Annotated in this window: 5 protein-coding genes; 3 read left to right on the plus strand and 2 right to left on the minus strand. The window is 64.2% G+C overall.

Features of this window, described 5'->3' with window-relative positions; genetic code table 11:
• The first annotated feature begins 139 nt into the window (after window positions 1-139).
• Window positions 140-841 carry an OmpW/AlkL family protein gene (locus ABWP89_RS16430; protein WP_353230649.1) on the plus strand — a complete coding sequence of 234 codons (702 nt, stop codon included), beginning with the start codon at window positions 140-142 and terminating at the stop codon, window positions 839-841.
• A 138-nt stretch (window positions 842-979) separates the two neighbouring features.
• On the opposite strand, the gene ABWP89_RS16435 is transcribed toward ABWP89_RS16430, so the two are convergent.
• Window positions 980-7,963, minus strand: a complete 6,984-nt coding sequence (locus ABWP89_RS16435) for a hypothetical protein (protein WP_353230651.1) — start codon at window positions 7,961-7,963, stop codon at window positions 980-982.
• A 796-nt stretch (window positions 7,964-8,759) separates the two neighbouring features.
• On the opposite strand from ABWP89_RS16435, the gene ABWP89_RS16440 reads away from it, so the two are divergent.
• Entirely contained in the window at window positions 8,760-9,602 is an 843-nt protein-coding gene (locus ABWP89_RS16440; protein ID WP_353230652.1) for a class I SAM-dependent methyltransferase, read from the plus strand.
• An 85-nt stretch (window positions 9,603-9,687) separates the two neighbouring features.
• On the opposite strand, the gene ABWP89_RS16445 is transcribed toward ABWP89_RS16440, so the two are convergent.
• Window positions 9,688-12,654, minus strand: a complete 2,967-nt coding sequence (locus ABWP89_RS16445) for a TonB-dependent receptor (RefSeq protein WP_353230653.1) — start codon at window positions 12,652-12,654, stop codon at window positions 9,688-9,690.
• Between the two features lie 250 nt (window positions 12,655-12,904).
• Here ABWP89_RS16445 and ribB point away from each other — a divergent pair, with 250 nt between their 5' ends.
• Complete coding sequence (ribB, locus tag ABWP89_RS16450) at window positions 12,905-14,176, plus strand: 3,4-dihydroxy-2-butanone-4-phosphate synthase (protein WP_353230655.1); 1,272 nt, start codon at window positions 12,905-12,907, stop codon at window positions 14,174-14,176.
• The last annotated feature ends 86 nt before the right edge of the window (window positions 14,177-14,262 follow it).

Here is a 14,262-nt window from a genome sequence, read left to right on the forward strand (position 1 = left end):
GATAATCGATCCGCGACGCGCGCTATTTTTGCGCAGTGTCAATGTCGGCGGGTGCAAAGTGGTTCAGCAGCATGACCACGCCGTGGCCGAAAGTCTGGTCAGCAAGGGGCTGACCAACCACGGTGGCAGGATATTGCACATGAACAAGACCGTTTGCCGCATGGCAGGACTTTGTCTGGCCATCCCGATGCTGGCCGCCGCCGTCCCGGCATTTGCCGACACCGCACCAGCCGGAAAATGGCAGATAAAGCTGCTGGCGACGGCTGTGCTGCCCGATGGCAAGATCAGCTCGGTCAAATCGATCGATCCGTCGCTGGCCGGGATGGCGGCGTTTTCCGCGCCGCAGACTTATGCCAACAACAATGTCACCCCGACGCTGGCGATCGAATATTTTGCCACGCCCGATATTTCGATCGAAACCATCGCCGGCGTAACCGCGCACCATCTGACCGGCAGCGGATCGCTCAACGGCGCCAGCGTGGTCAGTCACATCCTGATCGTGCCGGCGACGGTGACGGTGAAATACCACCTGCCGCTGGGCGCAATCCGGCCCTATGTCGGGGTGGGGCCATCGCTGTTCATCGTCATGGGGGAACGCCCGGGCGCTTCGGTTGCCGGACTTGGCGTCAGCAAAGTCACGCTGTCGAGCAATCTGGGCGTCGCGGCGCAAGCCGGGGTGGATATCCCCATCGGCAAGACCGGTTATGGCCTGAGCCTGGATGCCAAGAAATACTGGGTCGGCACCACCGCCAATTTCTATGCCGGCAGCGCCGATGTGCTGGTGACCAAGCACAAGCTTGATCCCTGGGTGTTGAGCGCCGGGGTCAGCTATCGCTTTTGAAATTCACCAGGCGCGCGCGGGCAGCGCGTGCCTGGTGTCACCCCATCCCCGGGGCTGAACCCCCGGGGCGGCGGGCAGAACAGGTCAGGGTCTGGGATCCTCTGACCATGGTCTGCCCGCCACTGATTCAGGCCTGGATCACGCCATCGCGTGCGCACCGCCCGCATGTCTTTGCCCGCGCGCGCTGTTGGCGAGCGACAGATTGCCAAACGCGGCGGTGTCGTTGGCGATCGTGCCGGCCAGATCGGCGCCGCCACGCCCCATCGCGCCCAGCAAGTGCGCGTATTGGTCAAACGAACCGGCGGCGGGCGACGCAGCGGCGGCCGCAGGCGGATCGCCAATCAGCAGATTGGCATAAAAGCCCGATGCCGACGCGGTCGTGGTGACCGACAGACTGATCGTGATATTGGCCACGCCGCTGGCATAAAGCGGCGAATTGACCGAGCCCAGATTGATGGCATTGTTGTTGAAAAAGGACAACGCTGCCGCGCCATTGGCAAAATTCTGGGTCAGCAAGGTCGTGCCGTTGGCCGAAATGGTCAGCGACACCGGGCCCACCCCCGCCGCGTTGATCAGCGTACCGCCATACAGCCCGATCAGCAGATTGTTGCGCACCGCCAGCTGGTTCAGATCGACCGTTTCGTTCACCGTGCTGACGGTGGTTTCGGTGCCGGTGCCGGCGGTGGTGTAACGTCCGCCCAGTTCGGCGATACCGAAATACGATGGCGTCAGTGCAAAGGCCGCAGCGATATTGCTGTTCCCGGCCAGCACCGTGGCAATATTGGCCGCAGTCGGCGCCCCGGTAATGATCGCTACGCCCTGGCTGGTGCTGTCGAACACCGGGGTCGCCACGCCGAATTGCGAGATCGACACGTCTTTCGCCGTGTCCGCAACCACGCCGGCCAACAGGGTCGTGACCGACCCGCTGACCGCATCGACCAGCACGCCGGTGGTGCCAGCCACCGCCACCTGTGCCGAACTTTTCGCGGTGGCACCACCGGTTGTGCCCGTTGCGGTGGCCGTTGCCGAACCCGAACTGTTCTTGCCCAGGCCGCCAAAGGCGCTGACGGTTACACTGGCTTTCTTGGCACCCGTGATGGCGCCCGTGGCGACGGCCGCTCCGCCATTGCCGTTCGCACCGATGTCCGACACCCCTGCCGTCCCGCCAGTGGCGCTGACAGTGCCGATAATCTGCGCCGCTTTGACCGGCGATGCCAGATCGCTGAAGGTCAGCTGCGACGTCGCCCCGCCGCCAGCGCCTGCTGTCCCGCCAGAGGATGCCCCGCCCGTGCCACCCGTCACGGCCTGATTAAGCGACATGATGCCGCCACCGGTCTGGGCAGAGACCCCATTGGCCAGGGTCACTGTGGCACCGGCACCGCCCTTGGCGCCATTGTCACCCAGACCGCCATCGCCACCGGTTTCACTGACCGTTGCGGAAACCGATCCGGTCCCCGCGCTTGTCGCCTTGGCGGTCGACGCCGCCACGCCGCCACCGTTTCCGCCCACTTTGCCCGCGCCCGTGGCGTAGCCGCCTTGTCCGCCGATCGCGACGGATTGCGCGATGATCGGTTCGGTTCCGGTGCTGGTAGTGGTCGCGGCCGATGTGGCCTTTGCCAAACCACCGTTGGCACCGCTGGCCAGGGTCGTACCATCGCCGCCGACGCCACCCACGCTTAGGGCGGTGCTATAGACAGCTTTCGTACCCGTGAGGGTGGTGTTGGCTGCGCTGCCGCCACCGGCGGTCGCAAGGCCCGTATCGGTGCTGCCGCCGGCGCCGCCCAGTGCCGACGATTGCCCGGTGACCGAAACACTATGCGTGGTCAGGCCGGTATCGTCAAAGGTCAGCGTGGATGATGCCCAGCCGGCAGCACCCGCCTGCCCGCCAAAGGATGCCCCGGCTGCACCACCGGTCGTGGTTTGCACCAATGTGAGCACACCGCCCGCCGACTGGCCCGACACCGCGTTGGTAACATTGGTAATGCCCCCGGCACCGCCAGTTGCGCCACCAAAACCAGTGCCGCCGCTGCCGCCGGTCAGGGTGGCGAAAACGTCCACATTGCCGGCGCTGTTGCTGGTCGCCTTCGCAGTTGAGCCCGTGGTAACCCCACCTGCGCCCGCGGTTTTGCCGGCGCCGGTGGCATATCCGCCCGCGCCGCCGGTGGCATTGGCCATGGCCTTTACTGCCGCAATGCTGGCCGAAGTGGACGTGGCCAGGACGTTTGATTTCGCGCTGCCACCCGCAGCCCCGCTGGCCGCCGTATCGCCCGAACCGCCGATGCCGCCGGTCGAATTCGCTGTCGCATAGATATCATTCAGACCACTCAACGTCAGCGAGGCAGAGGTTGCGCCGCCTGCGGTCGGGGTGCCGGTGTCGGTTCCGCCACCGGCGCCGCCCGTGGCGTTGACCGTCCCGGTGACACGCGCGCTTACCGTCGGTTGCAGGCTGTCATTGAACGTCAGCACCGATGTGCCACTGCCGCTGGCCCCCGCTGTCCCGCCATAGGAATAGCCGCCCGCACCACCATTGGCCGTTTGCGTCAGCGTCAGGAAACCGGTGTTCGATCCCGTCACACTGTTGGAAAGCGAAGCGCCGCTGCCGACACCACCGGTGGCCCCGCCATAACCAATCCCGCCATTGCCACCGGTGCCGGTGGCCGTGGCCTGAACCGCGCCAATCCCCGCACTGGTTGCCGTCGCCGCCGTACCAATGACCACCTGTCCACCGGCGCCGGCGACTTTGCCCGCCCCGGTGGCATTGCCACCATTGCCGCCAGTGGCGGTCGCGCCCGCGCTGATCGCCTGGTTGCCAGAGGTTGATGACACCGCCTTGGCCACAGCCTGCGCCGTTCCGCCGGCAGCGCCACTGGCCAGCGTATCACCCGTCCCGCCATCGCCGCCGATCGCGTTGACCGTGGTTGTGGCCGCATAGTAGGCATAAATGCTGGAGGTTGCCAGCGATGCGCCACCGTCCGCAGCCGTACCGGTGTCGGTGCCGCCACCTGCCCCACCCTGCGCGGTCACCAGGGCGGTCACAACCGGGCTTGGGGTCGGGCTGACCGTGTCATTAAGCGCCATCTGCGATCGTGCGGCACCGCCGACGCCGGCGGTAGCGCCAGACGAATACCCGCCTGCACCACCTGTGGAGGTCTGGTTGAGGGTAATCGAGCCACCGAATGACTGCGCGGAAGCGCCGAAGTTGTTGATCGCGCTGCCACCGCCACCACCATTGGCGGCGTTGGTGCCCATGCCACCATCACCGCCGGTCTGCGTGGCGGTGGCGATGGCCGTTCCGTTGCCGCTGGCAACTGCGCGCGCGGTGGTGGCGGATATGGCGCCGCCCGCGCCGGCGGTCTTGCCAAAGCTGTCGGCATCGCCACCCTTGCCGCCGGCTGCCGTGGCATTGGCGACGACCGCATAGTTTCCGGCATTGTTCGATGTCGCCTGCGCTGCGGCCACTGCCGCGCCGCCGGCCGCACCGCTGGTATAGGCTGCGCCCGAACCGCCCTTGCCGCCGGTCGACACTGCGTTCGCGGTTACGGTCTTCGCCCCGGTCAGCGTCAACGATGCCGATCCATAGCCGCCCGCCGCCGCTGTGCCGGAAATGGTGTTGCCACCATCCCCGCCCTGCGCGGTTACCCCGCCGGTGACAGTGTTGCTGGTGGTGGCATTGGCCGTATCATCAAACACTAGTTTTGACGTGCCGCTGCCACCCGCACCGGCGGTATCGCTGTCGCCACCCGCGCCACCGGTGGCGGTCTGGTTCAGCGCCAGCGTGCCAGACACGGTGCGGCCCGAAACCGCATTGTTCAGCAACGACGCCGCACCCGCGCCGCCGGCCGCGCCATAGGCACCCGCTCCGCCGCTGCCGCCGGTCTGGCTGGCGCTGGCCTGCGCCGTGCCATTGCCTATGGTCGTGGCGCGGGCCGATGTGCCATTGGCTGCGCCGCCAGCGCCGCCGGACTTGCCCAAAGCGCTGGAAGAGCCGCCCGCACCGCCGGTGGATGTCGCGGTGGCGGTGGCAGCGTCCGCGCCCAAGGTGTTCGATGCCGCCACGGCCTTTGCCGTGGCCGTGCCACCGCCCGCGCCGTTGGCAGAACTGCCATTGCCACCCTGGCCGCCCGTGGTGGTGGCGGTGGAACTGACAGTCCGGGCACCGGTCAGGGTCGAATTGGCCGATGCGCTGGCGCCGGTTCCGGCCGTGCCGCTATCACTGTTACCGCCGTTGCCACCATTGGCGATGACCTGCGCGGTGACTGAGGCACTGCGGGTTGACTGCAGCGTATCGTCAAATGTCAGGTTTGATGTCGCGGTGCCGCCCAATCCTGCGGCTGCACTGTCAGCATACGCGCCCACACCACCAGCGGCGGTCTGGATCAGCGTCAGCGCGCCGGCATTGGACTGCCCCGAAACGGCATTGACCAGCGCCGATCCCGCGCCCGCTCCGGCCGCTGCGCCGCCGTATTCAATGCCACCATTGCCACCGGTCTGGGTGACCGAAGCCTGCACCACACCGCTGCCGGTGCTGGTGGCCCGGGCGGTTGACCCACCTGCCACGCCGCCGTTGCCGGCGGTTTTCGCGATCCCGTTGCCCTGGCCACCATTGCCGCCAGAGGCGGTCGCGTCGGCGCTGACCGCCTCTGTCCCCAGCGTGGTCGATGTGGCCGAGGCGATCGCCTTGGCACTGCCGCCGCCACCACCATTGCCGGTGCTGAGGACATTGCCACCGGTACCGCCGGTGGCTGCGGCGGATGATTTGACCGCATGGGCCCCGGTCAGCGTATCCGATGCCAGCGCTGCGGCGCCGGCCCCCGCCGTAACCGTAAGCGTGCCGCCGCCATTTCCGCCAAGGGCAGAAACCTGGCCAGTGACCAGTTTGCTTTTTGTCAGGTTGGTGGTGTCGTTGAACGTCAACGACGAGGACGCCGTGCCGGCGACCCCCGTTGTGCCGTAATATGACGTTCCGCCGGCCCCGCCGTATGTGGTCTGATTAAGCGCCAATGTGCCGCCATTGGTGCGGCCCGAAACCGCATTCAGCAGGTTCGACGCCGCGCCTGCGCCACCAGTGCCGCCGCCAATGTTGTTGCTGGTCCCGCCATTGCCGCCAATCTGAACAACCGTGGCGGTGGCAATGCCGTTGCCCGCGGTGGTCGCGCGCGCACTGGCACCGCTGGCCACGCCACCGGCACCGCCGAACTTGCCCGCACCGGCAGCTTTACCCCCTGTGTTACCCTGGACCGTGGTGGTGGCACTGACCGCTTCGGCGCCGGTGGTGGTCGATGCGGCAACCGCCGAACCGCTGGCGCTGCCACCGGCCGCACCATTGCCACTGTTCTGGACAAAACCACCCGCGCCACCGACGGTCTGCACGTTAAGGTCGACCGCATGTGCCACGGTCACCACCGCGGTTGCCCCGGCGCCTCCGCCCAGGGCCGCCGTGCCGGTGCTGGTACCGCCGCCCACCCCGCCCACAGCCATGACATTGGCATCAACCACAGCATTGCTGACATTGCTGAGATTCAGATTGGACGTTGCAAAGCCGCCGGTGCCTGCCGCCGCGATCGACGAATAACCCCCATAACCGCCCAAGGCCTTCTGAACCAACATGGCGGTGCCGCCGTGCGTGTTGGCGTTGACCGCATTGGTCAGGGTGGATGCGCCGCCGGCGCCACCACTGGCGCCACTACTGCCGTTGCCGCCCTGCCCGCCGGTCTGAACTACGGAGGCAGAGGCAATCCCGGCGCCACCGGTCGCTGCATAGGCGGTTGACCCGCTGACCGCGACGCCAGCCCCGCCAGTCTTCCCGGCACCGACGGCATAGCCGCCAAGACCCCCATCCGCGGTGGCTGTGGCGGTGGCCGCCTCTGTCCCGCTGGTGTAGGATGTCGCCGACGATGTCGCGATTGCCGTGCCGCCGACAGCGCCGCTCGCGGTGCCCGTGCCCCATCCACCGCCGCCACCACTGGCCTGTGCATCGGCGGTAACCGTGTGCAACCCGACCAGGGCAATGCTTGCGCTGCCACTACCACCAACCGCTGCCGTGCCCGATGTGCTGTCCCCCCCACGCCCGCCGGTGCCAATGGAGGTTCCGGATACGGTGCTGCTGATAAAGGCACTGTATGATTGGTCGTAATTCAGGTCCGACGTCACAGAGCCACCGACACCGGCAACCGCCGTATAGGACGCGCCGCCCTGACCACCGACGGCCTTTTGCGACAGCTTTAACGTGCCGCCCTGGGTCCCACCACTTACGGCATCGAACAGGGATGAATTGCCGCCAGCGCCACCGGCAGCGCCGGCAAAGCCGACTCCCCCGTCACCGCCAGTCTGGGTGACATCGGCCTGCGCCACACCCGATCCAGCGGTTGACGCACCGGCACTGGAACCGCTGCCCCCCCCGCCCGCACCCGCCGTCTGGCCCGCGCCGGTGGCAGATCCGCCCAAGCCACCCGTCGCGTCAGAGCTGGCGGTGGCCCCTTCGGTGCCAGTGGTAGATGACGACGCATACGTCGAAACCGACGCCGCACCGCCGGCCGCGCCGTTGGCCAGGCCCGTTCCGTTGCCGCCCGCACCGCCCTTGGCGATGCCGGTGGAATTGACCGTGTGAGCGCCATAGACGTTGCCATAAGCATTACCCGTGCCACCGGCCGAGGTCGTGCCCGAAACGCTGGCGCCACCCGCGCCACCAGTGGCAGTGTTGTTCCCGAAAATCGAAAGACTGGTCGTTTCTGTAAAGTTCAATGATGACAAGCCATAGCCGGCCGCGCCCGCTGCAGCGGTGTTGGAACCACCACCATTACCGCCGGTGGATTGCTGGATCAGCACCAGCGTGCCGCCGTTGGTCGTTCCGGTAACGGTGTCCAAAGCATTGGAATTTGCGCCGGCACCGCCCGCAGCACCCTGTATGCCATAGCCGCCAGCCCCACCGGTTTGCTCGACCGATGCCTGTGCCGTGCCCGCGCCAAAGGTTTTTGCATAGGCGGTGGTGGTGCCATTGCCCACACCACCACCGGCACCGCCGGTAGAACCAGCACCCGTGGCCTGTCCACCTGTCCCGCCAAAGGCCTTAGACCCGGCGCTGACCCCGTCCAGGGTGGCCAGGAAATTGGTCGAATTGGACACTGCCGCCGCATCGCCACCAGTCCCCCCCCGACGCGCCAGCACCCGCCGGGGTACCGGTACCCGGCACGCCGGCACCGCCACCAAGACCACCGTTTGCCTGCGCCGCGGCCGCGGCCGGGCCAGCGGCGTTGGTCAACGCCTGTGCCGTGGCGTAACCGCCCTGGCCACCGGCGCCCGCATTCCCGCCAGTGGAAGCGCCCCCGGCGGCGCCGTTGCCGCCACCACCGCCATTGCCGCCTGTGACTATGGCAACATTGGTCAAATCGGTCGGGGTGTTGGTCAGGTTGCCCGAAACATTTCCCCCGGCGGTGCCACTCGTGCCCGATTGCCCCGATGCAACGCCGTTGGTGCCAGGGGTTCCGTTTGTACCGTTCAGGGACAGATTGGACATGATTGAACCTTTTTTGTTAGCAGCGCGCGCGGCGAAACGATGATCTTTACGGTCGTGCGCAAAGAATGCGCCACATTACCGATGGTTTATTGGACAATTTCGACAAATTCGTGAAAAGTTTGCTTCGTAAATAAAATATCCATTCCCGATCAAATTGGGTAGATTCAGTTTCGGAGTCCATCCCTATTTTTTGATAAGGGCCGCTTCTACCGTTTGTGAAGGTTGAACCCGCCAAGCACTGTCCGGCACTGGTCTTGACCGGCGCCAGATCGGGCCTGCGCAGACGGCATTATTGGCCGCACCTACGCACGATTACGCAGGCACTGCGCAGGCTTTCGCAAAGCATGACGGGCTAGCACTGTGGCCGGTGGATGGGACCGGATGCTGGCTGATATGGATAATTTTTTGAACACACCGCACGTGCCCGCACCGGCAGGGTTGCTGATCCATTCGATGGCGGAATTTCAGGATCTGATCCTGACCGTGCTGGAACTGGCGGGCGCGCGCAACGTGGCAGAGATCGGCGCGGAATATGGTGCGATGACGCAACCGCTGGCCGACCATTGCCATGCCCGCGGCGGCAGCCTGATCGCAATCGACCCTTCGCCCGCACCCGGCTTTGTCGATTGGGCCGCCGCACACGCGCATGTCCAGCACATTGCCCGCCCCAGCCTGGAGGTGATCGGCACATTGTCGGCCATCGATGCCTGGCTGATCGATGGCGACCACAATTATTACACCGTGTTCAACGAACTGGTGGCCGCCGATGCGGTGGCGCGGCGCGACGGCCAGCCACTGCTGGCGGCGCTGCACGATGTCGGCTGGCCCTGTTCGCGGCGTGACATGTATTATGCGCCCGACCGCATTCCGGCGGAATTCCTGCAACCGTGCCACCCTGATGCCGGGGTGACGCTGGGCAACCCCGGATTTCTGATGGGGCGCGGGTTTCGTGGCGCGGGGCAGTTTGCCTGGGCATTGCAGGCGGGCGGCCCGCGCAATGGCGTGCTGACCGCGATCGAGGATTTCTGCCGCCAGACCGAGGCCGATGGTCGCCGGTTGTTGTATGCGCATGTGCCGGCGGTGTTCGGGCTGGGGCTGCTGTTCGATGCCGACGCACCCTGGGCCAATGCCGTGGCCGACGCGGTGATGCCGTACCACGACAACCCGCTGCTGGCGAAGCTGGAGCGCAACCGCCTGCGCAATTACCTGACCGTGCTCGACTGGCAGGACGGGTTTCTGCAGCGCTGAACGGGCACAAAAAAACGCCGGGGGCACGTGGCCCCCGGCGCTGATTTCTGGCCGGCCCCGTGGTCGGGGCCGGCGCATTACCCGATCAGAACTTGAACCCGGCCGCGACGCCATAGCGACGCGGATCAAGCGTGAAGATGTTGGTGAACAGGCCCGACGACTGGTCGGTCACATATTCCCCGGTGATCGAATTGCTGTTGGTCAGGTTTTCAACAAACGCCTTCAGATACCATTTGCGGTCCGGCCCATCGAGCTGAAGCTGCGCATTGACCTGAATGTACGACGGCACGGCATTGACCCGGCCATTGAACACACTGCCGGTCGATTCACCGGTGTAGTGGACATCCACCCGCGGCGTCAGTTTCAGGGTGTTGACGGGGATTTCATACTGCGCGCCAATCGACACCTTGTAATTTGGTGCACCGGGCAGCTGGTGACCCTTCAGGTTGATCGGAATACCCGAAAGGAAGACCGAAATACCCTTGGGGTCGAAAGCCAGACCACCACCCAGGTTGGCGGGTGCACCCGCAAGCCCGACCAGCACATCGCAGATCGAATAGGCGCCGGTTGATTTGATGCCACCGTTGCTCGGAAACGCCTGGGTTGGCTGCAGCCCGGCACCGGCAGGAATCCCGGCAATCAGGCCGTTGTTGATGAAGGTGTTGGCTTCATTGACAAAGGCATTGGCGCCGGCGGCGTTACCCACGGTATTGGGTGCGACCGCGCAGTTCGAAGAGTTGGCCAGGTCCTTGATGATAACTGCATCGGCGCGGCCAGCGCCAGGATCGCGCGTGCTGCCGAAGAGTGCATCCTGCGACACTTCGGTGTGGAGATAGCTGGCCGAAATGTTGACTGTGAACGCACGGATCGGGCGCAACACGGCCTCGGCCTCAAGCCCGTAGACATGCGCGCTGATGTTTTCATTGAGCGAGGTACGCGCAACGATCGCCGACAGCTGCAGGTTTTTGTAGTTGTAGTAGAACCCGGTCAAGTTCAGCTGCAACTGCCCGTTACCAAAGCTGTTTTTCGATCCGATTTCAAACGAATCGACGGTTTCAGGAGCGAATGTCGTGGGTACGCCCAGGTTCTTGACCGCTTCTGACAGCGGGGGGTTGAACCCGCCACCCTTGTACCCGCGCGAATAGGACAGATAGATCAGGTTGTTGGGCGTGACCTGCCAGTCGAGCACCGCGCGCCCTGTCAGGGCATGGCCCTGCGACCTTTGGACCGCGTTGGGCAAGACTGCCAGGATCGCAGCCTGGGCGTTGGTGGTGCCGAACGGAACCAGCGCATTGAATGTCGACGTGTGCGCCGAAACAACCTTTTCGTCGTGGTTATAGCGCAGGCCGGCAGTCAGCTTGAGCTTGTCGTTGACCTTGAAATATGCTTCACCGAAAAGGCCGTAGCTGTTTGACCCAAAGTAATTGGTGTTATTATCGTAATATGGCGTGGCGAGAAATGATGCCGGTTTTCCCGAAGCAAACGCCGTAAACGTTCCGGCAACACCACCAAAATAATCAAGGCCAGTATTGTTTACGAAATAATCGTTATAGTTGATTTTGTAGTGCGAATAAATTCCGCCAACAAGAAAATTGAACGGGCCTGACAATTTTGACGAGAAGATTGCTTCTGCCGACCAGGAATTGGATACTTCGTCGGAACGGTCAAGCTGTAGCGGCGCCATCGAGCAGATGGCATGGCCACCAAAAACGCCGGTCCCGTCAGCGGTCGGCGCAGATGTGCAAAGCTTTCCACCGGGGCCATTCGGCATCAGCGCCTTTGACACAGGGCCCAGATACGATGCGTAGACCGGACCACGCGGATCGCCGGCGGGATAGACCAGATTGTTGCCCAATGCATAGAGCGTATTCAGGCCCGACTGAATGGTCGACCGGTCCTCAACCTGGTTGTTGTAATCCTGCGTCGAATCGACGTTGGTATATTCGTAATTGGCGTCAACATGCAGTTCGAAATTGTCGCCGATTTCCTGCTTCAACCGGGCCTGAATGATCGTGTCCACCGAATAATAGGTCGGCGTATAAGCGGTATAGACAGCGCGCGGGTCGGTTGGATTGATTGCTGTGCCATAGGCATTCGGGCCATAGATGCTCCCCAGTGCCAGTGCCGCGGGCAAGCCTTTGACCGCGAACAGTTCCTTTGAGGTCAGAATCGAACCAAGCAAAGAGTTGCCGTTGGTCACGCCGCTGCCAAGTTCACCGCTCAGGCAGCCAAGCACCCCGGTCGGGTCGGTCTGGCATTCCTGCTTCTGACTGCGCATGCGCGAGTCTTTTTCGTGGAAATATTGCCCGACGATGTCGAACGTGGTGCGCGACGAAGGTTCCCAACGCAGCGAGGCGCGCAGGCCATAGTTGTCGCGGCTGTCGATCTTCGTGCCGTCATACAGGTTCTTGGTGTAACCGTCGCGGCGCTGGTAGAAACCGGCGGCGCGCACTGCCACGGTTTCGCCCAGCGGCACGTTGATCATGCCCTTTACGCGAACATCGTTGTAGTTGCCGTATTCGGCATCGGCTGAAGCTTCGAACTTGCCCATGACCGGCGGTGCGGTGTGGATGTTGACCACGCCCCCGGTAGCGTTGCGCCCGAACAGCGTGCCTTGCGGCCCGCGCAGGACTTCGATCTGCGCCAGGTCGTAGAACTGGCCTTCGAACAGGCGGGTCGATGACGACAGCGGCGAGTCATTGAGGTGGATCGCGGTCGATGGTTCGCACGATTCCCCCACGCACAGCTGGCCGATGCCACGGATGGTAAAGCTGGAGGTGGTGAAGTTGGTCTTGCTGAAGGTCACGTTGGGCAGTGACAGTTGCAGATCGCTGGTGGTCTTGATCTGCTGGCGTTCCAGCGCCTGCGCGTTGAACGCGCTGACCGCGATCGGCACTTCCTGCAAACGCTGCGACTGGCGCTGCGCGGTGACGATGATTTCCTGAATCCCGTTACTTGCCTCTGCGGCGGCCGGTTTGGCCTGCTGCGCAAAAACCGGGTTCGACAATGCGGCGGCACAGACGCCGACCAACAGGCAAAGTTTGCCCCTCATAACCATGGACCTCTCTCTCCAACGGTGCCCGACCTTGACCTGGCGGCTACCGACGGCCCAAGACATAACGCGGCCGGTTTTTTGTCAACCGGTTATTTAAATTCTGTGGCGGGACTGCATCAAAGTGTCGCCGGGTGTGGCAAATCGGTTGCCCCGGGGCAAAGCCCGATCGCATCGCTGCCGTAGCGTCATCACATCATAATGTGATTTTCTTCTTGCCATGCACATTTCGATGGCATAGGCGAAAGGCATGTCAAATGACCTCATCGATCGCATCCGCCGACTCGTCACCGACGGCGGAATGTCTCGCGCCGGGCTTGCCCGCGCCGCCGGACTTCACGCCAACACCCTGCGCGACCTGACCTTGCCGGGATGGAACCCCACCGCCGACACGCTGGCCAAGCTGGAACGCGTGCTGAGCGAAAGCGATGACAGCCCGGCGCTCGTCCCGATCGAAGAGATCATCGATGAGGCGCGCAATGGCCGGATGTTCATCCTGGTCGATGACGAGGACCGTGAAAACGAAGGCGATCTGGTAATCCCGGCGCAAATGGCCACGCCCGATGCGATCAATTTCATGGCCACCCACGGGCGCGGGCTGATCTGCCTGACGCTGACGCGCAATCGCTGTGAACAGCTGGGGCTGGACCTGATGAGCCGCGCCAACGGCACCCGCCATGAAACCGCGTTCACCGTGTCGATCGAGGCGCGCGAAGGCGTGACCACCGGCATTTCTGCCGGCGACCGCGCACGCACCGTGGCGGTGGCCATCGATGCCGCCAAAACCCGCGACGACATCGTGACCCCCGGTCATGTGTTTCCGCTGATCGCGCGCGATGGCGGCACGCTGGTGCGCGCCGGGCATACCGAGGCGGCGGTGGATATATCGCGGCTGGCCGGGCTGAACCCGTCGGGCGTGATCTGCGAAATCATGCGCGAAGACGGCACCATGGCGCGGATGGACGACCTGATCCCCTATGCCCAGCGCCACGGGCTGAAAATCGGCACGATCCGCGATCTGATCGAATACCGCCGTCGCCACGATCACCTGGTCGAATGCATCAGCACTGCGCCGTTCCGTTCGGATTATGGCGGCGACTGGACTATCCGCAGCTATCGCAACAAAGTCGATGGATCGGTCAACCTGGTGATGCAAAAGGGCACGATCGTGCCCGACCAGCCAACTTTGGTGCGCGTGCACGCCATTTCGGTGCTGTCCGACGTGCTGGGGCAACCCGGCGGTCGCAAACGCGTGCTGCAACGCGCGATGGCCGAAATCGGCAAAGTTGGCGCCGGGCTGATCGTGGTGCTGATGCCCAATGGCCCCGAACCGCTGATTGCCGAAGTCAGCGGCAAGGGCGGCATGGAAATGGACCTGCGCAGTTATGGCATTGGCGCGCAAATCCTGGCCGATCTGGGCGTGCACGACATGATCCTGCTGACCAATTCGCACCGCAACGTTGTCGCCATCGAAGGCTATGGCCTGAACATCGTCGGCGAACAATCGATCGGCGATGAATAATCTCTTGCCGCGCTCTACGCGGGTCAGACCCCCCGCCCCGCCTCCCCACCCGACCACCACAGCATGATGGTATCATTGGTGGTCGG

Origin of the sequence: Novosphingobium sp., assembly GCF_040398825.1 — a bacterium.
GTDB lineage: Bacteria > Pseudomonadota > Alphaproteobacteria > Sphingomonadales > Sphingomonadaceae > Novosphingobium.